Annotated in this window: 17 protein-coding genes; 7 read left to right on the top strand and 10 right to left on the bottom strand. The window is 59.9% G+C overall.

The annotated features are described in order from the left end of the window. Positions 1–3: 3 nt before the first annotated feature. The 5 genes from gcvPA to SDD30_RS09895 all read left to right on the top strand — a co-directional run bounded on the left by gcvPA (position 4) and on the right by SDD30_RS09895 (position 5,600). Complete coding sequence (gcvPA, locus tag SDD30_RS09915) at positions 4–1,347, top strand: aminomethyl-transferring glycine dehydrogenase subunit GcvPA (RefSeq protein WP_434074761.1); 1,344 nt, start codon at positions 4–6, stop codon at positions 1,345–1,347. After that, the gene (gcvPB, locus tag SDD30_RS09910; protein WP_434074760.1) at positions 1,344–2,801 is read left to right on the top strand and encodes an aminomethyl-transferring glycine dehydrogenase subunit GcvPB; all 1,458 of its coding nucleotides are present in this window, start codon (positions 1,344–1,346) and stop codon (positions 2,799–2,801) included. The genes gcvPA and gcvPB overlap by 4 nt, the downstream gene beginning before the upstream one ends. A gap of 139 nt (positions 2,802–2,940) precedes the next feature. Further along, complete coding sequence (locus SDD30_RS09905) at positions 2,941–3,762, top strand: lipoate--protein ligase family protein (RefSeq protein ID WP_434074759.1); 822 nt, start codon at positions 2,941–2,943, stop codon at positions 3,760–3,762. Between the two features lie 109 nt (positions 3,763–3,871). Next, on the top strand, positions 3,872–5,014 hold the full coding sequence (nifV, locus tag SDD30_RS09900; RefSeq protein WP_434074758.1) for a homocitrate synthase: 1,143 nt from the start codon (positions 3,872–3,874) through the stop codon (positions 5,012–5,014). A gap of 196 nt (positions 5,015–5,210) precedes the next feature. Further along, entirely contained in the window at positions 5,211–5,600 is a 390-nt protein-coding gene (locus SDD30_RS09895; RefSeq protein WP_434074757.1) for a carbohydrate-binding protein, read from the top strand. A 179-nt stretch (positions 5,601–5,779) separates the two neighbouring features. Here the strand turns inward: SDD30_RS09895 and glgA are convergent, their stop codons facing one another. After that, entirely contained in the window at positions 5,780–7,243 is a 1,464-nt protein-coding gene (gene glgA, locus SDD30_RS09890; RefSeq protein WP_434074756.1) for a glycogen synthase GlgA, read from the bottom strand. Positions 7,244–7,510: 267 nt separating this feature from the next. Further along, positions 7,511–8,545, bottom strand: coding sequence for a galactose-1-phosphate uridylyltransferase (galT, locus tag SDD30_RS09885; protein ID WP_434074755.1), 1,035 nt, complete (start codon positions 8,543–8,545; stop codon positions 7,511–7,513). 266 nt (positions 8,546–8,811) lie between these two features. On the opposite strand from galT, the gene SDD30_RS09880 reads away from it, so the two are divergent. Further along, the gene (locus SDD30_RS09880; RefSeq protein WP_434074754.1) at positions 8,812–10,161 is read left to right on the top strand and encodes a glycosyltransferase family 4 protein; all 1,350 of its coding nucleotides are present in this window, start codon (positions 8,812–8,814) and stop codon (positions 10,159–10,161) included. A 159-nt stretch (positions 10,162–10,320) separates the two neighbouring features. On the opposite strand, the gene SDD30_RS09875 is transcribed toward SDD30_RS09880, so the two are convergent. Next, positions 10,321–10,965, bottom strand: a complete 645-nt coding sequence (locus SDD30_RS09875; RefSeq protein ID WP_434074753.1) for a MarC family protein — start codon at positions 10,963–10,965, stop codon at positions 10,321–10,323. Positions 10,966–11,710: 745 nt separating this feature from the next. Between SDD30_RS09875 and SDD30_RS09870 the strand changes: the two genes are divergently transcribed. Then, the gene (locus tag SDD30_RS09870) at positions 11,711–13,903 is read left to right on the top strand and encodes a YcdB/YcdC domain-containing protein (protein ID WP_434074752.1); all 2,193 of its coding nucleotides are present in this window, start codon (positions 11,711–11,713) and stop codon (positions 13,901–13,903) included. Positions 13,904–14,013: 110 nt separating this feature from the next. Here the strand turns inward: SDD30_RS09870 and hypE are convergent, their stop codons facing one another. The 7 genes from hypE to SDD30_RS09835 form a co-directional block, all read right to left on the bottom strand. Beyond that, entirely contained in the window at positions 14,014–15,036 is a 1,023-nt protein-coding gene (gene hypE, locus SDD30_RS09865; RefSeq protein ID WP_434074751.1) for a hydrogenase expression/formation protein HypE, read from the bottom strand. 60 nt (positions 15,037–15,096) lie between these two features. Beyond that, entirely contained in the window at positions 15,097–16,221 is a 1,125-nt protein-coding gene (gene hypD, locus SDD30_RS09860; protein ID WP_434074750.1) for a hydrogenase formation protein HypD, read from the bottom strand. Continuing rightward, positions 16,193–16,459, bottom strand: coding sequence for a HypC/HybG/HupF family hydrogenase formation chaperone (locus SDD30_RS09855; protein WP_434074749.1), 267 nt, complete (start codon positions 16,457–16,459; stop codon positions 16,193–16,195). The genes hypD and SDD30_RS09855 overlap by 29 nt, the downstream gene beginning before the upstream one ends. 53 nt (positions 16,460–16,512) lie before the next feature. Next, complete coding sequence (gene hypF / locus SDD30_RS09850) at positions 16,513–18,843, bottom strand: carbamoyltransferase HypF (protein WP_434074748.1); 2,331 nt, start codon at positions 18,841–18,843, stop codon at positions 16,513–16,515. After that, entirely contained in the window at positions 18,780–19,472 is a 693-nt protein-coding gene (gene hypB / locus SDD30_RS09845; protein WP_434074747.1) for a hydrogenase nickel incorporation protein HypB, read from the bottom strand. Before hypB ends, hypF begins: the two co-directional genes overlap by 64 nt. 68 nt (positions 19,473–19,540) lie before the next feature. Then, positions 19,541–19,882, bottom strand: a complete 342-nt coding sequence (hypA, locus tag SDD30_RS09840; protein ID WP_434074746.1) for a hydrogenase maturation nickel metallochaperone HypA — start codon at positions 19,880–19,882, stop codon at positions 19,541–19,543. Continuing rightward, on the bottom strand, positions 19,875–20,345 hold the full coding sequence (locus SDD30_RS09835) for a hydrogenase maturation protease (RefSeq protein WP_434074745.1): 471 nt from the start codon (positions 20,343–20,345) through the stop codon (positions 19,875–19,877). Before SDD30_RS09835 ends, hypA begins: the two co-directional genes overlap by 8 nt. Positions 20,346–20,347: the final 2 nt, after the last annotated feature.

Genomic DNA, 20,347 nt, shown 5'->3' with positions numbered 1-20,347 from the left:
GGGATGACCTACATTCCCACCACGGCAGCGGAGCAGCAGCAGATGCTGGCGGCCTGCGGTGCCAACCGGATGGAAGAGCTTTTTAGTGATATACCTAACAGCGTGCGCCTGGGCCGGGAGCTCGATCTCCCCCGGCCCATGGCGGAGGCTGAGGTCTGGCGCCACCTGGAGGAACTGGCCGGGAAGAACAAAAGGCTGGTTTCCTTCCTGGGGGCCGGGGCCTACGAACACTTTATTCCCAGCGTGGTCGATCACCTCCTGGCCCGTTCCGAGTTTTACACGGCCTACACGCCCTATCAACCGGAGATTAGCCAGGGGACCCTCCAGGCCATCTTTGAGTTTCAGTCCTTAATCTGCGAGTTGACCGGCTTAGATGTAGCCACGGCCTCCCATTACGACGGGGCCACGGCCACGGCCGAGGCGGCCCTGGTAGCTTGCAACGCCACCCGGCGGCCTAAAATTTTGGTCTCCCGGGCTGTAAACCCCCAGTACCGGACGGTCCTGGCCACCTATGCCCGGGGTCAGGGCGTGGAACTGGTGGAGGTACCCCTGCAGGATGGCCGGACGGACCTGGCGGCCATGGAAGAACTATTGAACCAGGCGTCTGGGGAAGTCGCCGGGGTAATCCTGCAGAACCCCAATTTCTTTGGTCAAATTGAAACTATGGCTTCAGCCACCGATCAGACCCGCAAAGCCGGAGCCTTGAGTATTGCCGTCGTTGACCCCATTTCCCTGGGGCTGCTGGCGGCCCCGGGCGAGTACGGCGCCGACCTAGCCGTAGGCGAAGGCCAGGGCCTGGGCAATCCCCTGAACTTCGGCGGTCCCTACCTGGGTTTTATCGCCGCCCGAGAGAAATTGCTCCGGCGCCTACCGGGCCGCATCGTCGGCCGGACCACGGACGTGGACGGCAAACGCGCCTATGTCCTGACCCTCCAGGCCCGGGAACAGCATATCCGCCGGGAGAAGGCCACCTCCAACATCTGCTCCAACGAGGCCCTTTGCGCCCTGGCGGCCACCATCTACCTGGCCACCCTGGGCAAGGAAGGCCTGCAGGAGGTAGCCCGCCAGTGCCTGCTGAAGGCCCATTACGCCCAGGAGCAGCTGGCCACCCTGCCTGGGGTGACGCCGCTCTTTAAGGGGCCTTTCTTCCATGAATTTGTCCTGCAAACAAATCTGGCGCCAGCCGCGGTAGCGCGGCGCCTGGCGGAGAAGGGGTTGGCCGCCGGGTTTGACCTAGGGCGCTTTTATCCTGAGCTAACAGGCGCCCTGCTCTTTACCGTCACTGAAGTCCGGACCAGGGCTGAGATCGACGCCCTGGTGGCGGCCATGGGGGGGATACTAGCATGAAGACGGAACCCTTACTCTTTGAACTCGGCGCCCCGGGACGGCAGGGATATACTCTACCAGAGTGTGACGTACCGGGGAAAGTGGAGGCTTATCTTTCCGAAGCAACCCGCCGCCGGGCCCCTGCCGCCTTGCCGGAATTGAGCGAAGTGGAGGTTGTGCGCCATTTTACCCATTTATCGAGCCTGAACTACGGCGTGGACACCGGTTTCTATCCCCTGGGTTCCTGTACCATGAAATATAACCCCAAGGTCAACGAGGCAGCCGCCGACCTGCCCGGCTTTACTAACCTGCATCCTTACGTCCCCGCCGAGGCCGCCCAGGGGGCGCTGGAACTCATGTATAACCTGCAGGCGTACCTGGCGGAGATTACCGGCATGGCCGCCGTCACCCTGCAACCGGCGGCCGGGGCCCACGGGGAATATACCGGCCTGGATATCATCGCCGCCTACCACCGCAGCCGCGGCGATCGGGAGCGGCGGCAGGTGCTGGTCCCGGATTCCGCCCACGGTACCAACCCGGCCAGCGCCGCCATGGCCGGCCTGGAGGTGGTCCAGGTACCCTCCGATGAGCGGGGCCTGGTGGATTTGGCAGCCCTGCGGGCCGCCGTCGGTCCCCGGACCGCCGCCCTGATGCTGACCAACCCCAACACCCTGGGCCTTTTTGAGAGCAATATTGAAGAGATGGCGGCCATTGTCCACGCAGCCGGCGGCCTCCTCTATTATGACGGCGCCAACTTGAACGCCATTATGGGTATCACCCGGCCGGGGGATATGGGCTTTGACGTGGTCCACCTGAACCTGCATAAGACCTTCGCCACCCCCCACGGCGGCGGCGGTCCCGGCAGCGGTCCGGTGGGGGTGCAGGAGAACCTGAAGCCCTTCCTGCCGGTACCGGTGGTGGCCCGCCGGGAGGACGGCCAGTATTACCTGGATTACGACCGGCCCCAGAGCATCGGCCAGGTCCGTTCCTTCTATGGCAACTTCGGCGTCCTGGTCAAGGCCTACACCTATATCCGCTCTCTGGGAGCCCCGGGTCTGAAAAGGGTCAGCGAGCAGGCCGTCCTGAACGCCAACTACATGCTGGCGCGCCTCAGACCCTACTTCAAAGTGCCTTTTGACCGGGTGTGCAAGCACGAGTTCGTCATCGCCCCGCCCTCGGAGGCAAGCGACACCGGCGTCCATACCCTGGATATAGCCAAACGCCTTCTGGACTACGGTTTCCACGCCCCGACCATCTACTTCCCCCTCATTGTCCATGAGGCCATGATGATCGAGCCCACGGAAACGGAGCCCAAGGAGACCCTGGACGCCTTTTGCGATGCTTTGATTGCTATTAGTAAAGAGGCCTTAGCGAACCCCGAGGTCCTGCATCAGGCCCCCCACAACACCCCGGTGCGCCGCCTGGACGAGGTGGGTGCCGCCCGGAACCCGGTGTTACGCTGGCAGGGCAAGTAAGAGAAGATAGGAAAACTATTGCCATGACGACCGGCAGGTTGACGCCTGCCGGTTTTTTTAAGCGAATCCCGCTCCGGGCTTAATATGTTATAATTAGAAGTACATGTATCTGTTCGGTTCAGGGGAGGGGGATAGACTTATGCCTGTCGAAACTTGGCGCTTGCTCGATACTGGCACCGCTGATCCCTACACCAATATGGCCATCGATGAGGCCATCCTCCTGGAGCACCAGAAGGGGCAGACGCCGCCCACTTTGCGCTTCTATGCCTGGTCGCCGCCCACTATCTCCTTGGGATATTTCCAACAATTAGCTAAGGAAATCGATGTCCAGGCCCTCAGGGAGCGGGGCCTGGGGCTGGTGCGGCGCCTGACGGGGGGGCGGGCCGTCCTCCACGACGATGAGGTCACCTACAGCGTGGTGGCCCGGGAAGACCACCCCCTGATGGTGGGGGGGATTCGCCCCTCCTACTTGCGCCTGGCGGCAGCCCTGGCCGGCGGTCTCCGGGAGATGGGAGCCCCGGTAGAGATCGCCTCGGGCCGTAAAGGGGCCCATGAGGAGCACTCTACTGCCGCCTGCTTCGACGCCCCTTCCTGGTATGAAATTACCTGCGGCGGCCGCAAGCTGGTCGGCAGCGCCCAGACCCGTAAAGGCGGCGTCGTTCTTCAACATGGCTCCATAGTTATCAATCTTAACGGCGAGGATCTCTTTGCCGTTCTGAAGATGCCTGCCGAGGCCGCCCGGCGGCGCCTCCAGGCGAAGTTTTATCGCCAGGCCTGCGGCCTGGCGGAGGTTTTAGACACCCAGGTCGATGCCAGGGCCATCAAGGAGCATATTATCCGGGCTTTTAGCAATCTCTATGGTATCGAGTTCGTCCCATCCGGCCTTACCGAAGGAGAAAAGGGACGTCTAGAGGAGCTAAAGGCTAAATATGCCGGCGAGGAGTGGCTACACCGGCGCTGAAGGCGGCTAAGTATACAGGATTCTATCCGGTGCCAGGCAGGAATCGGCATTTTGATGGTGAAACCAACAAGAATACGTTGGCGTAAAAACTTCACAAAGGGGTGAAAAGATGGACGGGAAGATTAAAATCGTCGATACCACCCTCCGGGACGGCGAGCAGACGGCCGGAGTGGTCTTTGCCAACAGTGAAAAACTGCGCATTGCCAAGATGCTGGACGCCATTGGTGTCGATCAAATTGAAGCCGGGGTCCCGGTCATGGGTGGCGACGAAAAAAAGGCAATCAAAGATATTGTCGACGCCGGCTTGCGGGCGAGTATTATGGGCTGGAACCGGGCCGTCATCGACGATGTCCAGCATTCCCTCGACTGTGGCTGCGATGCCGTGGCTATCTCCATTTCTACCTCCGACATCCATATCGAACACAAGCTGCGCAGTAGCCGGGAAAAGGTCATCGATTCCATGTCCCGGGCCTGTGCATTCGCCAAGAGGCACGGCCTCTACGTCTCCGTCAATGCCGAAGACGCCAGCCGCACTGACCCGGACTATTTGCTCCAGTTTGCCCGTGCCGCCCGGGAGGCCGGCGCCGACCGCCTGCGCTTCTGCGACACGGTGGGGATTATGGATCCCTTCACAACTTATGAAAAAATAAAGTGGCTGATTAGCGAAGTAGGCCTGGATGTAGAGATGCACATGCATAACGATTTCGGTATGGCTACGGCCAATACCCTGGCCGGCATCCGCGCCGGGGCCAGATACGCCGGGGTGACGGTGGTGGGCCTGGGCGAACGGGCCGGTAACGCCGCCCTGGAAGAAGTAGTCATGGCCCTGAAATACCTGGCCGATATCGATTTGAACTTTAAAACCGAGCAGTTCCGCGAGCTGGCCGAGTACGTCTCCATGGCCGCCCACCGGGAGTTGCCGGTATGGAAGGCCATTGTCGGGAGTAACATGTTCGCCCACGAATCAGGCATCCACGCTGACGGTGCCCTGAAGGACCCGCGCACCTATGAAGTCATGAAACCGGAGGAGGTCGGCCTGGAACGGCAGATTGTCATCGGCAAGCACTCAGGTACGGCGGCTATCAAGGCCAAGTTTGCCGAATACGGTGTCCATTTGCAGGAAGAGGAAGCCGCAGCCATCTTAGGCCGGGTCCGGGCCCTGGCGGTGGAACTCAAACGGCCCCTTTTTGATAAAGAACTGGCTCATATCTATGAGGATCTCCAGGAAGAGAAGCAAAAGGCGGCCTTATAACCGGGAGCCTATCTCCGGTGTTTACTTTCTGGAGAGCTGCCAGCTACTGCCGGTGCCGCCTGGTGGCACCGGCGCCTACTACATAAACCAGGCAAACATGTTCCGGTCAAAAGGAGATTGGCGTCCGGCAACCGTATAGCTGTACCTCTCAGCAGGGAAAGCTAAGTTAAGAAACTTTCCTTGGGAGGTCATCATCATGAGCGATAAAAACCGCAGCCGTTTTGCAAACGACGAACGGACGAGATTGCAACAAATGCGGGCAGCCGAGTATCCCGGCGGGGTCGTGGTCGACCCTGTGCCCATCACCGCCGGCGATGAGGTAACTGTTCTCTATCACGGCTTACTGGATAATTGCGGCGCTGACCAGGTGTGGATGCATACCGGTTACGGCGATGCCGACAACTGGCGGGATGTTTATGATTACCGCATGGAGCGTACAGGTTACGGGTGGGTAAAGAATATCCGGGTTGAGGATACCAGCCGCCTGAACATCTGTTTTAAGGACAGTGCCAATAACTGGGACAATAACAACGGCCTCAACTGGAGTTTTGAGATCCATAATGGCGGACTGCCTGGCCGTAGATAGCTCTGAACCAGTAATTGTGCGTTTGTCGGTCCTCAGGTTAAATAAAAACCCCTTGCGGCAGAAAACGCGAGGGGTTTTGTTTTGGTACCGTTGGGGCCGTTATTACCGGCATCTGAAAAAATATCGCCAGCGGGAGATATAGGAAACCTGCGGCAGCCTGTACCTCGGACAGCTTCCTGTTACCCGACTTTGAACAGGGCGGCCCGGCGTTTGTCCAGGGCCTCCCGGTACATCTCCTCGTAGTGGCCGGCCGAAGCGTTCCAAGAGAAGTCGGCGGCCATGCCCCGCCGCATCAGTTTACGCCATTCATCAGGTTCGTGGCGGTAGACGTTGAGGGCGCGGTTGATAGTATCCAGGAGGGCCTGAGGCTGGTACTCGCGGAAGGAAAAGCCATTACCTACACCCGGGTACTGGTGGAAGTCCTTAATGGTATCCTCCAGGCCGCCGGTAGCCCGGACCACCGGCACGGCGCCGTAGCGCAGGCTGATCATCTGGCCCAGGCCGCAGGGCTCGAAACGGGAAGGCATCAGGAAGATATCACAGCCGGCATAAATGTGCTGGGCCAGGACCGGGTCGAAACCGATTTTGACGGCCATTTTATCCCGGTACTTGACCTTATAGCGGGAGAAAAGCTGTTGATAGTAGTCCTCGCCGCTACCCAGGAGGACAAACTGCAGGTCCTGCTGCATCAGGGGATCCAGGATGGCGGCCAGGAGGTCCAGGCCCTTCTGGCTCACCAGGCGGGAGATTAGCCCCAGGACGGGAACGTCTTTGACGGGCAGTTCCATCTCCCGCTGCAGGGCCGTCTTGTTCTCCTTCCTTTTCTCCATATGGTTAGAGTTGTAGTTAACGGCCAGGTGCCGGTCGGTGTCCGGGTCAAACTCCTCATAGTCAATGCCATTCAGGATGCCTCGCAGGTCGGCGGCCCTTTTGCGGAGCAAACCGTCCAGGCGCTCGCCGTACTCCGGGGTCTGGATTTCCAGGGCGTATTTTTTGCTGACGGTGTTGACCAGGTCGGCGTATAGGATGCCGGCCTTCATGAAACTGACCTGGCCGTAAAACTCCAGGCGCTCCGGGACGAAGAATTCCTCGCCGAGGGCCATGGTTTTGAGAATGTTGCGGGGAAAAACTCCCTGGTACTGTAAGTTATGAATGGTATAGATGGTAGCCGTCTCCCGGTAAAAGGGATTGTCCTCGTGCTTGACCTTGAGGAATAGGGGTAGGGGTCCGGTCTGCCAGTCGTTGCAATGGATAATGTCCGGTTGGAAGTCCAGCCAGGGCAGCATGGACAAGATGGCCTTACAGAAAAAGTTAAAGCGCGTGCCATCGTCGCCGTAACCGTACAGGCCGTCGCGGTAGAAAAACTTGTAGTTGTCGATTAGGTATACCGGCACCCCGGCTTCACCGGGGAGTTTCGCCTGGCGGATAATGGCCGTCTCCAAGCTGCCGTCCATTTCTACCGGCAGGTCGGTAAGGTAGTCAACATCCTTAACTTGGCGGTAGCGGGGCATGGCTACCCGGACTTCATGGCCCCTGGCGGCCAGGGCCTTGGGCAGGCTGCCGGCCACATCAGCCAGGCCGCCGGTTTTAGCCAGGGGCGTTACCTCAGAAGATACCAGCAGGATCTTTAGGGGCTCACTCATGGAGTTTCCTCCTCTATCCTGAAAATAGCGTTCTTGCGAAGCAGTATGCTACTGTGCTGGGGGTGGGGCAGGTCCCCTCCAGGCGCTGGTTGCGCCCTTATACTTGAACGAGCTCCGCAGGCCTCGGGCGCGGCCAAACTCGGCCCTTCGGGCCTCGGACAGGTGGCCGCGCTGTTTCCTCGGCCTGCTCCGCTCTTTGAACTAAGGCTGCAAATGCGCCCTCCGGGAACCTGCCCCACCCCTCACCCTCACCCAATATTACAATTTTCATCCTTCTGCTGGTGTCGCCGCGGCGGAATGGGCGTCTAGCTTGATTTCGTTCAAGGACTGGGCGGCGATTTCCGGCGGGGTGGGGTTGATGTACATGCTCGTGCCCCACTCAAACCCGGCGACAATGGTCAGCCGGGGTAGGAGTTCCAAATGCCAGTGGTAGACGATATCCTCTTGGTGCAGGGGAGCCGTATGCAGAACCAGGTTAAAGGGCGGGTCACCGGCTACCTTTTTCAGCCGGCCCAGGATATCCTGGAGGATAGCCGCCAGCTGCTCCAGTTGCTCATCCTCGCAGCTGGCGAAGCCGGCCTGATGCCGGCGCGGCAGGATCAACATCTCCATAGGAAAGCGGGAGGCAAAAGGGCAGAAAGCCAGGAATTCCTTATTGAAAGCGATAACCCTGGTGCCCGTCTTCAGCTCGGATTCCATCAGGTCGCAGAGGAGGCAGCTCTCTTTTTCCTGCCAGTAATCCTTTAGCCTCGCTATTTCCCGGTTCACGGCGGCCGGCACCAGGGGGGTGGCGATGATCTGGCTATGGGGGTGTTCCAGGGAGGCCCCGGCCGTACGACCATGGTTTTTAAACAGCTGGATATACTGCAGGTTTTTGTCCCGGCTCAATTGCAGGTAACGCTGGCGCCAGGCCTTGAGGACCTGGATTGCGTGCTCAGGTGCCAGGCTGGCGAAAAAGGTGTTATGATCCGGGCCCTCAATAATGACCTCGTGGGCACCGGTACCGCTCATGGTATGGTATAACCCCTTGTTTTCGCTGCTTACTTCGTCGCCGGAAGTGAGGGCGGCGAATTTATTGGGCACCACCCGCACCTGCCAACCGGGGGTATCAGGTGCGGTGCCTTCAGCTCGGAAGGCCAGCACTTCCGGCGGTGTCTCCTTTTCGTGACCAGGGCAGAAGGGGCAGTTGGCAGCACCCTTTTTTTCTTCCCCGGGCGCCTTAAAATCCGAAGGCCGGCGAGCGCGTTCGGTGGCTATGACCACCCAACATTCGCTGACCGGGTCCTGGCGTAATTCGGGCATAATGGAACCTCCATGTAAGATATCAGGCCGCTAACGTCCTGCAGGTGGTAAAGGTTAGACACGTCCGGTTGTTACTAGGTTTCATCTCCAGGGCGGTAATTATGCGCTGGCCAGGAGCTGGTTTAGTCAAGGCTAAAGGTATTAAATTCAGCCACCAGTGCTAGAATAACAGGGAGTGCTGGGAGGGTTGACACCTTTTCCGCGAACTGAGAAGGGGTGTCAGTAGTGATCCCTCGTGCCAGAACCCAATTTGCGGAGGGTAGGATATGCGGATCTTAATGCTTTCCTGGGAATACCCGCCCCAGAGTGTCGGCGGGCTGGCCCGCCACGTGGAGGACCTGTCTATCTCCCTGGCGGAGGCCCATCATGACGTCCACGTCCTGACCATCGGCCGGCCCGGTGAGGTCGCCGAGAGCCGGGAGAACGGCCTGATTGTCCACCGGGTGGAGGCCTACCCTATCCATACCCCGGATTTCCTGGTGTGGGTGCTACAGCTCAATGCCCGCTTCCTGGAAGAGGCCATGAGCATCATGCGTCGCTATGGCCCTTTTCAGGTGATTCATGCCCACGACTGGCTGGTGGCCTTTACCGGCCGGGCTCTAAAGCATGCCCATCATTTACCCCTCATCGCTACCATCCACGCCACGGAAGCCGGCCGCAACCATGGTCTCCATAATGACCTGCAACGTTACATTAACAGCGTTGAGTGGTGGTTAACCTATGAGGCCTGGCGGGTCATCGTCTGCAGCCAACATATGCGCCAGGAGGTCCAGGGGTTATTCCAGCTGCCGGCGGACAAGATCACCATTATCCCCAACGGCGTTTATAGTAAAAAGTTCCGGGCCGGTATAGTTGACCCGGAGGTCCGGCGGCGTTATGCCGCGCCCAACGAAAAGCTTCTCTTCTTTGTCGGCCGTCTGGTTATCGAAAAGGGCGTCCAGGTCCTCCTGGAGGCCATGCCCCGCATCCTGGCCGCCTGCCCGGAGGCCAAGCTGGTTGTTGCCGGTCAGGGCCCCATGGAGGGCCAGCTTCAGAACCGGGCCCGGGAATTGGGCATTGCCCATAAAGTCTATTTTGCCGGCTATATTGACGATCGCACCCGCAACCAGCTCTACCGGGCGGCCCGGGTGGCCGTCTTCCCCAGCCTGTACGAGCCCTTCGGCATCGTCGCCCTGGAGGCTATGGCCGCCGGGACGCCGGTAGTGGCCAGTGAAACCGGCGGCCTGATGGAGATAATCACCCACGGTGTTGACGGCATGCGCGCCTATCCGGGCAACACCGGTTCCCTGGCGGACAATATCCTGGCGGTCCTGGGGGACGACGCCCTGGCGGAAAGATTGCGGGCCAACGGCCGCCGCCTGGTGGCTGAGGTCTATGACTGGGAGAATATCGCCCGGCGTACGGTGGACGTTTACCGGGAGGTTTATAACCAGTACCGGCGCACCCCCTGGCCGGAGCGGCCCTCGGTCATCGCCCGCCTGTGGCGCTTTACGCCCACCCCGACGGGGGAGCAGGGGCGGGAACAAAAACAATTCCTGCCCCTGGGAGGGCGTTATGACCTGGCCCGGTACCGGGCCGATCTGATCAACCAGCACCGCGGCCGGGGCGAGGGGTAAATGGTTGCGGGTGGGAGCTCGAACCACCTGCGCCTGTAGCCTCTTTCAAGTTGAGTCATTACTGTTATATGGAAACAGCAGGAGGCTTTAAGACACAAGTATGGGGTAGCTTTGCAGCTACCCCGATTTTAATAGTTTCCAAATGAAGTCGAAGCAGGTTTACCTACCCAGGCCCGGGAAGAGCTCCAGCAAGCCGGAGGCGCCCATCTGGACGGCGATCACCGCCAGGAGCAGGCCCATAACGCGGCTGATGATGTTCATCTCCAGGGGTCCCAGATAGCGGGTAACCAGGGTGGAATAACGGAAGATCAGGTAGGTGCCCAGGGCCACAATGGCTACGGCGGCGATGGTCAGGAGAAGAGTTTGGATTTGCCACTCGGCGCCCACCAGGAGCATGACGGTGGTTATGGAACCGGGGCCGGCCAGGATAGGGGTGGCCAGGGGGGTGATAGCCACGTCGTCCTTCGCCAGGATGTCTTCATTAATAGCCGAAATAGCCGACGACAGGTTGTGGCTGCTGTGGATATTCCGGCCCTGGAGGATTTTCAGGCCGATGCCAAAGAGGATAATGCTGCCGGCCACCCGGAAGGCGGCCAGGGTAATGCCGAAGAAAAGCAGGATATTATTACCCAGCAGGGCAAAGAGGGTCAGAAAGCCAAAAGCGGTCAAGGTAGAGCGCCGGGCGGTGGCGATCTGGTAAGCCGGCGTCTCCCCTTCGACCAGGGAGATAAAAATGGGCAGGTTGCCAATGGGATTCATAATGGCCAGCATGGATACCACGGCGTGGAGGAAAAAGACGGACACAGATAATCCCTCCCAATGAAGTTTAGGGGATCGGCAACCATGTTACTGGCGGTTACCCGTTGGTCTACGCATCTTTTTATTTTTAAATGGATTTAAAGGATCTTTTCAACGGCTCGGCAATTACGATGCCGGCGATCATGGCTGGCATCTGGACAGAAACGGCCACCTGGTAAGTTACTCGCAACTATTTTGCCGGATGCTAGCGATCCACCGGCCTTGGCCATATAGATTGACGATCAAGTGAACGAATATTTATGATTTAAGCCCCAAGTTTAAGGTATTAGGGTTGTATCCATATTATACCCAGCACGGCCCTATGGTTCCAGGGGTAGGCACTTCAAATCTTCGCTATAAGCCGACCTTATTGCTTGTAAAAGCGACAGTACCAGGCTGTTTTTCCGCAGGTAAAAGGGCCAAGAAAATTTTTCTAGGGCGGGAACTTTTAAAGCGCCCCCAGCGTCAATATATTAGGTAAGGAATGAGGAAACAGCTGGAAAGGAGGGTTACGACCTGACGGGAGTTATCCCCCCACAGGCGTTGTGTAACTAACGTCCAAGGTGTTTAGAGCCGCCTGGCACAGGAAGAATAGGCCTCGCCGGTAGTACGCGGTGGCAATAACCACCTTGGACAGGTGAGGCTGGGCTCATGGCGACATTATCGCTATCCGGGGGACAATTTTTTAGGAAGAGCCCTGGAGAGGGGTGGGTAAAGAGTTTACAAAAGTATAAAAAGGAGGATGAGCTCCATGCGGCGATTGGGGCAACGTTTAGGTGTGTGGGGGTTGGTAGTTCTGCTCCTGGCAACCCTCTTTCCCAGCGGCGTCTGGGCTGAGGATAAACCGGCGGTTTCATTAGAGCAAGCTATCCGCACGGTGAAAGACAACTTCGCCATCCCCGGAGATTTTAGCAACTTTATTTCCAGTTATAACAGCTATGATAGTCGTTCAACCTGGTCCCTGAACTGGAACGCCACCGATGGTAAAGGGGGTAGTTTTAACGCCCAGGTGGATGCCACCACGGGCGAGATCGTCAACATGAACCTCTGGCAGCCTGTTGACCGGCCTGGACCCGGCTTGCAGGTGCCGGCCATTTCCCAGGACGAAGCTCGGCAGGTGGCGGAAAAACTTCTCCAAAGATTGGCCGCTAACCATATCTTCGACCTGCAGGCGGTGCCTAATAACGGCCAAGTCATTCCCCTCAACAACTACGGGCCCGTTACCTACGGCTTTAGCTGGCAGCGGCTGGTCAACGGCATCCCCTTCCCGGAGAACGGCGTCAACATCGGTGTCCGGGGCGATGACGGCCGGGTGGTCAATTACAACCTCAACTGGAGTACGGCCGCTTTCCCTGCCGCCACCGGAGCCATCACCTCGGAGAAGGCGCGCCAGGCTTTTGCTCAGGCCGGTATGTTGGAGCTCCAGTATTATTTGCCGCTGCGACCCGGGCCATTACCGGCCTCGGCTCAGAAGGAGAGACCGCAACTAGTCTATATCCTCAACCATCCCTCCAACGGCTTGATTGACGCCCTCACGGGCGAACCCCTGGTAATGGAGGACGGCCGGTGGTTCAAAGGCGGCGCCGGGGGTATGGGCGAATTCGCCAGGATGCGTGACGGGGCCGCCTCCCAGAGTGCCGCCAAACCCCTGAGCCCTGAGGAAATCAAAGAAATCGAGAAAACGGCTAAGCTCATCAGCCAGGACGCCGCCATCGCTACCGTCAAGAAATGGCTGCCGATCCCGGCCAACCTGACCCTCAGTAGCGCTAACCTGGTTACCGACTGGCAGGATCCGGCAACCCGCATCTGGACCCTTTTCTGGAATACCAGCAAACCCGACCCCGGCCAGATTAATTATGTGACCGCCCGGGTCGACGCCACCACCGGGGAGCTGGTAGGTTTCGACCTGGCCTATCCGTCCTCCGGGGAGAAACCGGGACAACTGGATCGCCTGGGAGCGCAACAAATGGCCGAGGATTTCCTGCGCCAGGTCCAGCCGGAACGCTTCCGGGAGGTCAAACTGGATGTCAACTCCAGGTATGGCCCCGGACCCATTCCTTTAAAAGCAGGGCAAAACCCGCCCATCCAGTACTTCAATTACCGCCGGATGGTCAACGGCATCCCCTTCCCGGCCAGCGGCATCAGTGTAACCGTAGATACGGTGGCCAAACGCATCACCCATTATAACCTCAACTGGGGAAAATTTGATTTTCCCGTTCCGCATAACCTTTTGCCGGCGGGTAAGGCCACCGAGGCCTTTCTGAAGTACCGGCCCCTGACCCTGACCTATACCCGGATCTTCAGCCCCAACGGCCCAGGGGAAGTCCGCCTGGTCTACCAGCCCCTGGCGGCGCCGGGCACCCCGGCGGCCGTCATGGTCGACGCCCGGAACGGCCAACCCTTGGATTGGCAGGGGAAACCCTTGAACCAAGCGCCGCGGCCCAACCGCTTTAACGATATCGCCGGCAACTTCGCGGAGAAGGAAATTAACCTTTTGGGCCAGGCCGGTCTTTTCGGCGAGTACGGCGTTACCTTCCATCCTGATGAAAACATTACCGCCGTTTCCCTCCTGCGGGCCATGCTCATGGCGAAAAACGGTGTCCAGGGCAACAGCGATCTCTCGGACCAGGAGATCCTCAAGCGGGCCCGGGAGCAGGGCTGGCTAAAGGAAGACCTGGCACCCGACGCCAATATCAGCCGGGAGAACCTGGCCCGGTTGATGCTCCGTCTACTCAACCTGGATTATGTTGCCAGGATCGAGGGGATTTACCAGGTGACCTATGCCGACGCCGCCTCTCTGGCGCCCGGCTCCCTGGGCTATGTCGCCCTGGCCTGGGGCCTGGGGATCCTGAAGGGCAATGGGACCACCTTTGAGCCCGGCCACCTGGTGACCCGGGCCGAAGCCGCCGCCGCCCTGGTGCGCACATTGGGTGTCAAACCGTAAAGATGGCCGCCAGCGTCATTGCGGCACCGGTAGCTATGCTATTAAAGCCCCCGTTGATGCGGGGGCTTTAATATGAAACTGGCGCTGCCGGTTCCTTCCCGCCTGTGAAATCAACAGATGCGCGGCAACTGCAGGCCGCTGAGTAGATAAAGCTCGCGGGTGGCTCCTAAAGAAGTGCGCAGGAAGGCACGGCCGCTGCCTGTTTTAATTTCGCCGATCAGGGCGGCTTCGCGGCCCAGGGGGTGCCGGTGGAGAAAGGCTATAATCTCTGCAACGGTGGAACTATCTACGACGGCGCAGAATTTGCCCTCATTGGCCAGGTAGAGGTAATCCAGGCCCAGGATTGCCGCCCCGCCGCGCGCGCTGTCGTGGACGGGGATGGCTTCTTCGTTGAGAATAACGTCCACATGGGCCCCGGCCGCCAGTTCTTTCACTGTCGTTGCCAGACCACCCCGGGTGGGATCGCGTAACCATTTAATAGCGCCGGGGAATTGCTCCAGCAGGGGTAGAATTAAGGTGTGGAGAGCGGCGCAATCGCTTTTTAGCCCTGCCAGGCCGAAATCCTCCCGGGCCGCCAGTACGGCCAGGCCGTGGTCCCCCACCGCCCCGCTACAGATAATGGCGTCGCCGGGCCGGATTTGGTGGTAACCCAGGTCGATAGCGTCAACTACCAGCCCCAGGCCCGTGGTATTAATATAGATCTGGTCGCCGTGACCGCGTTCTACCACCTTGGTATCGCCGGCGACGATGGCTACCCCGGCGGCACGGGCGGCGGCCGCCAGGGCGGCGATGACTTCTTCCAGGACGGGCAGGGGCAATCCCTCCTCGAGAATCAATCCCACCGTGAGGTAAAGGGGGCGGGCGCCACAGACGGCCAGGTCGTTTACCGTACCGTTGACAGCCAGGGTGCCGATATTGCCGCCGGGGAAAAAGAGAGGTTTGACTACAAAGGAATCCGTGGTCAGGGCCAGTCGGCCCGGCGGGGCGGGGAGCAGGGCGGCATCGTTTAAAGGTTGCAAGGCCTCGTCCTGGAAGTATCTCAAAAGCAGCTCGCTGATTAAGCGGTGGGTTAACTCGCCACCGTCGCCGTGAGCTAAGGAAATAGTCCCTGTAACGTTACTCTTGGTGGTCATCAGCAATCCCATCCTTGGTACCTAAATAACTTTTCTTTAGTGGAGTAGAAACGACGATAATCAACCTGCTCCCCGGGAATAGCGGTAATAAGCGGCGCAGGAGCCCTCCGAGGAAACCATACAGGGTCCAACTGGCTGTAACGGCGTACAACTACGACCGAAAAGGTGGCACTGAGTCGGCAAGCTTAAGCCTTTTAAAACCCTGTCGCAGCGGCACCCGGTCGGTCCTGGAGCGGGTTTTAACTCCAGAGGCCAACGGCGGGTGGCATCAAAGGTCTGATAGGCAGTATTTAATTTCAGCCCGCTTTGCGGGATCAATCCCAGCCCACGCCAGTTGGCCGGCGCCAGGGCGAAAACTTCCCTTAAAATTCCTTGCGCTTTCAGGTTACCTCCTTCGCTGACCACCCGCGGGTAGGCGTTACCAACCTGCGTTTTTCCTTGCTGGATCTGGAGTAGGAGTTCCAGTAGAGCCCCCAGAATATCCAGAACCTCAAAGCCGGCGACAACTGCCGGTAGTTTATATTCTGCGGCCAGGAAATTAAAAGCCCGCCGGCCGAGGATGGCGCTAACGTGTCCGGGCAGGAGCAGCCCGTCCAGCTTTAAGTCCGGGTCGGCAGCCAGAGCCGCCAGGGCAGGCGGTACGAGTTTGTGAACGCTGTGCAGGCTGAAATTTTTTAGCCCCAGGGCGGCCGCCTCCTTTACGGCCAACCCCACGGCCGGGGCGGTGGTTTCAAAGCCAATGCCTAGAAAAACCACCTCCTTCCCGGGGTTGGCCCGGGCGAGTTCCACGGCTTCCCGGGGACTGTAGCAAACCCGTACCTGGCAACCCTCCATCCTGGCCTTTTCCAGGGAATCATTGCTGCCCGGAACGCGTACCATGTCGCCAAAAGTGGCAATAATAACTCCCTCCTGCCGGGCCAGGAGGAGCATGTAATCGATCTCTTCGGGGGCAGTGACGCAGACGGGGCAACCGGGACCGCTGCGCAAGTCAATATAGCCGGCCAGGAGGTTACGCAACCCCGTGCGGGCCAGGGCGACGGTGTGGGTGCCGCAAACCTCCATGATTACCAGCCGACGGCCACATTGGCCGGCTATGGCGGCGGCCAGGATTTTCAGCCGGGCCAGGAGCCGGCCGGCCAGATTCTTCGCCGGGTCCTTATGATGATCGGGATGCCATGCTTCCATCTGCAAGCTGTTCCTCCCGGACTTCGATTAGCTCTCGCCACAGGCTCAAGCGTGCTTCTGCTTCCTCTGTGTCAATGACGCTGATGGCGTGACCGGCGTGGACCAGGACGTAATTGCCAAGTTGACAACCCTCCACCAGGGCCAGGTTGACCGTGACCTGAACCCCCTGGTAATCCACCGTGGCCTGCCGGCCATCGCCATCTATAAATATTATCCGGGCCGGTACCCCTAAACACATTTAGCCGTCGCCTCCGGTATGCGATGGGGGATGTGGGGAAGATGATCCTGGCGCTAGCAGTACCCTTGGGAAGTAGCCCTGGCAATAACCGCCTGGCCGAGGGCCAGGCCGCCGTCGTTGGGCGGAACCAGGCGGTGGCGGTAGACGGTAAAGCCCTTTTGCCTCAGCTCCCGGCTGACCCCGGCCAGCAACAGGGTGTTATGCCATACCCCACCACTCAGGGCCACGGCGCGTATACCGGTAGCTGCTGCAGCCTGCTGGACAGCCGCAACGATCATGGCCACGAGGGTTTGGTGAAAACGGGCGGCGATCACTGGTACCGCTACCCGGTTCTGCAAGTCCCGGCAGAGGGCCGGAAGCATCGGTCCCGGGTCCATTGTGGTTGCCGTCAGGGTAAAGGGATAGGGCACCTGGCCGAGCCGATGGCCGCCCGCGGCCAGGGCGGCTTCCTCCAGCAAGATGGCGGCCTGGCCGTCATAGGTGTTTTCCAGGCAGAGACCGCACAAGGCGGCCACGGCATCAAAGAGACGGCCCAGGCTGGAGGTGGGCGTAAGGTTGAAGCCCCGGCGAAGCATTTGCAGGACAATATCCAGAGCCGTGGCCTGCTGGCCTCCCGAGGTGAAGATTTCCCGCGCCGCCCTGGCACCGGCTGTTGGGCCCAGGTATTGGTACAGGTAGCTAATTGCCATGTACCAGGGATGGCGTGCCCCCTGGTCGCCGCCGGGCAGGGGGACGTAACGCAGGTGACAGAGGCGCTGGTAATCGCTATAAGATCCCAGCAAAATCTCCCCACCCCAGATGGCGCCGTCCGGGCCGTAACCGGTGCCGTCACCGATTATCCCCAGAACGGGACCGTTGGCGCCGTTTTCTGCCAGGCAACCGGCCAGGTGGGCATGATGGTGCTGAACGCCGATTACTTGAGCCCCTAATTCCCAGGCCAGGCGGGTGGAATAATAGGCGGGGTGCAAGTCGCAGGCAATAATTTGCGGCAGGCAGCCGGTTAAAAGCTGCAAGCGTTCCCTGGCTTCCCGCCAGGCGGCCTGGGTTTCGACGGTGGCCAGGTCGCCGATATGCTGGCTTAAGAAGGCCTCTTGGCCTTTGAGCAGGCAGAAGGTGTTTTTCAGGTCGCCGCCGGCGGCCAGGACATCCGGTCCGTCCGGCAGGTCAAGGGGCAAGGCCGCGGGGACGTACCCCCGCGAGCGCCGGTAAAAATGAGTATCACCCTGCCGCCAGGCGACTACGGAATCGTCGCAGCGGTTGACGATCGCGCGGTTGTGGCTGAGGAAATAATCGGCCACCCCAGCCAGCTCCTGTAGCGCCGCGCCGTCATCCTTGATCAGGGGCAGGTCGCTGCGATTGGCACTGGTCATGACGAGCAGGGGTGGGCCTTCCCGGAGGAGGAGCAGATGCAGGGGGGTATAAGGCAGCATGACCCCCAGGGTAGGCAAACCCGGTGCTACCTCCGGGGCGAGATCGGTAGCGGCACGTTGGCGGAGGAGAACGATAGGCGCGGCCGGCGCCGTGAGGAGCTGGGCTTCCTCCCCGCGCAAAAGACAATATTTTGCCACCGTAGCCAGGTCGCGGGCCATGACGGCAAAGGGTTTGGCCGGGCGGGCCTTGCGGCGGCGCAAATTAGCTACGGCCCTGTTATTGCTGGCATCAACGGCCAGATGAAACCCCCCCACCCCTTTGATGGCCAGGATGTGGCCCTGGCGCAAGAAGAAGGCAGCCCGTTCCAACCAATCGCCGGCTACCGGTCGTCCCTCTTTATTGAGCAGCATCACCTGCGGCCCGCAGATAGGGCAGGCGACTGGTTGCGCGTGAAAACGCCGGTCGGCAGGCGTGGCATATTCAGCCGCGCAGTCCGGGCAAAGTTCGAAGGGGGCCATAGCCGTCCGGGCACGGTCATAGGGCAGGGTATAAATAATGGTGAAACGGGGGCCGCAACAGGTACAATTGGTAAAAGGGTAACGGTAATGGCGATCGGCCGGGTCCAGGACTTCCCGTCGGCAATCCGGGCACAGGGCGACGTCAGGAGAAGCCACCACCTTTTGTTCTGCGCCGGCCAGGCTGGTTTTAATGGTAAAATCCTGCCGGCCACAGGGTGGTAATTCCTCCTGCTGCCAGGAGGAAATCCGCGCCAGGCAGGGTGGCCGCGCCAGGATCTCCCGGAAAAAGCCTGCCACCTGGTCGGCTTCCCCTTCGGCATCGATGCAGACCCCGTTGCTGGCGTTATAGACCTCGCCCCGAATGCCCTGCGCCTGGGCCAGGCGGTAAACGAAGGGGCGAAAGCCGACGCCCTGGACGATGCCCTGGACGGTCAGGCGGTAACGCCGCAGGGGCTGGTTCGGGCTTTTTTCAAGGCTACCTGTTGCTGGAGCCATAAACACCATTCCTCCAGGCCCTCGCCGGTACGTGCTGAGAGGGGCAATACCAGGAGGTTGGGATTTAAACCGTTCAGGTCCTGGCGGCAGGCGGCCAGGTCAAAGTCGCTATAGGGCAGGAGATCGATTTTATTTAAAAGCAATACCCCGGCTTCCTGGAAGACCAGGGGATACTTGAGGGGTTTGTCGCTGCCTTCGGCAACACTGAGGATGCCCGCCTTGACGTCTTCGCCCAGATCAAACTCGGCCGGGCAGACCAGGTTACCGACGTTTTCAATAAAGAGGAGGTCCAGATCCTCCAGGGGCAACTCCGGTAGGGCAGCGGCAACCAGGGCCGCATCCAGGTGGCAGGCCCCGGCAGTATTGATTTGTACTACCGGGCCGCCCCAGCGGTTAATGCGGGCAGCGTCGCGAGTAGTGGCGATATCGCCTTCGATGACCCCTATCTGCAAATCCCCGGTCAGGCGGGCCAGGGTGGCTTCCAGGATGCTGGTTTTGCCGGCCCCGGGGCTGCTGATGAGGTTAACTACCGTAACGCCGCTGGCTTGAAACAAGGATCGGTTGGCCTCAGCCTGGTCGCGGTTGGCCTGGCGCAAATCTTGAGCCAGGATAACTTTGAACTCTGCCATGTATTGCCCTTCCTCCGTTTACTGGCATTATTTTTCTTCGCTCCATAATCCTCTCACATCCTGCTTCCTTAAGCACCTTCATAGGAAATTATTTCCATTTCCCGACCGGCTAAGAGCCGGGCACCGGGGGTATGGCAGCGGGGGCAAAGGAGGAGCCACGCTTCCGGCCGGAATTCCTCGCCGCAGCGGGAGCACTGCGCCCGTGCCGGCGCGACGGATATATCCAGATGGGCTCCTGCCACCAGTGTACCCTGGGTAGCGCAGGTAAAGGCCAGTTGCAGGGCTGCCGGCAAAACGGCCGTCATTTCTCCGCACCGGAGTTTTACTGCTGTGACCCGGGCGCAACCCCGTCGGGCAGCGTCCTCAGCCACGAGGCGCACCGCTTCCCGGGCCAGGGCCAGCTCATGCATGATTACCACCGCCCAGGAGGTGGTAGATGGTTGCGACGGCCAGGGGTAGGGCGGCAGCCACTGGCGGGCTTAAACCGGTCTGCCCCAGTACCAGGGAGCCGGCCTGGATACCCACCAGAATTAATTGCGGCGGGAAGGCATACGGCTCTAACAACCGGCCCAGGGCCAGGGCTTCCCCGATGCCCAGGTTGTGTAAAGAGAGGCTCCGCCATGTCAGGCGGGCCAGGTCCTTTTCCTGGCAGCAGATTACAGTGCCGGGATCCTGGCCAGCATGGACGGCATCGACGATGATAGCCTGGCTGGACCCGCGCAGGTAATCCAGGAGGTTCAGACCGGGAAGACCAGCCGGAATGGCTAGAACGCCCGGTGGCAGCCTCTGGCGTTCCAGTGCCTCTACTATCTTGAGCCCCACGCCGTCATCACCGGCCAGGGGGTTCCCGCAACCGATAACTACTTTGGCCATGG

The organism is Moorella naiadis (nom. illeg.) (genome assembly GCF_051020825.1).
GTDB classification, from domain to species: domain Bacteria; phylum Bacillota; class DSM-521; order Neomoorellales; family Neomoorellaceae; genus Neomoorella; species Neomoorella naiadis.
Note: the sequence above shows the minus strand (reverse complement) of the source record. Positions and strands in the feature narration are given on the sequence as shown.

What these genes read in the sequence shown, in the direction of transcription:
- galT (WP_434074755.1), bottom strand. Translation starts at nt 8,545, where the DNA reads ATGCCCGAATTACGCCAGGACCCGGTCAGCGAATGTTGGGTGGTCATA.
- hypF (WP_434074748.1), bottom strand. Translation starts at nt 18,843, where the DNA reads ATGGCTCCAGCAACAGGTAGCCTTGAAAAAAGCCCGAACCAGCCCCTG.
- SDD30_RS09905 (WP_434074759.1), top strand. Translation starts at nt 2,941, where the DNA reads ATGCCTGTCGAAACTTGGCGCTTGCTCGATACTGGCACCGCTGATCCC.
- hypA (WP_434074746.1), bottom strand. Translation starts at nt 19,882, where the DNA reads ATGCATGAGCTGGCCCTGGCCCGGGAAGCGGTGCGCCTCGTGGCTGAG.
- SDD30_RS09855 (WP_434074749.1), bottom strand. Translation starts at nt 16,459, where the DNA reads ATGTGTTTAGGGGTACCGGCCCGGATAATATTTATAGATGGCGATGGC.
- hypB (WP_434074747.1), bottom strand. Translation starts at nt 19,472, where the DNA reads ATGGCAGAGTTCAAAGTTATCCTGGCTCAAGATTTGCGCCAGGCCAAC.
- nifV (WP_434074758.1), top strand. Translation starts at nt 3,872, where the DNA reads ATGGACGGGAAGATTAAAATCGTCGATACCACCCTCCGGGACGGCGAG.
- hypD (WP_434074750.1), bottom strand. Translation starts at nt 16,221, where the DNA reads ATGGAAGCATGGCATCCCGATCATCATAAGGACCCGGCGAAGAATCTG.
- SDD30_RS09835 (WP_434074745.1), bottom strand. Translation starts at nt 20,345, where the DNA reads ATGGCCAAAGTAGTTATCGGTTGCGGGAACCCCCTGGCCGGTGATGAC.
- hypE (WP_434074751.1), bottom strand. Translation starts at nt 15,036, where the DNA reads ATGACCACCAAGAGTAACGTTACAGGGACTATTTCCTTAGCTCACGGC.
- SDD30_RS09895 (WP_434074757.1), top strand. Translation starts at nt 5,211, where the DNA reads ATGAGCGATAAAAACCGCAGCCGTTTTGCAAACGACGAACGGACGAGA.
- gcvPA (WP_434074761.1), top strand. Translation starts at nt 4, where the DNA reads ATGACCTACATTCCCACCACGGCAGCGGAGCAGCAGCAGATGCTGGCG.
- gcvPB (WP_434074760.1), top strand. Translation starts at nt 1,344, where the DNA reads ATGAAGACGGAACCCTTACTCTTTGAACTCGGCGCCCCGGGACGGCAG.
- SDD30_RS09870 (WP_434074752.1), top strand. Translation starts at nt 11,711, where the DNA reads ATGCGGCGATTGGGGCAACGTTTAGGTGTGTGGGGGTTGGTAGTTCTG.
- SDD30_RS09880 (WP_434074754.1), top strand. Translation starts at nt 8,812, where the DNA reads ATGCGGATCTTAATGCTTTCCTGGGAATACCCGCCCCAGAGTGTCGGC.
- glgA (WP_434074756.1), bottom strand. Translation starts at nt 7,243, where the DNA reads ATGAGTGAGCCCCTAAAGATCCTGCTGGTATCTTCTGAGGTAACGCCC.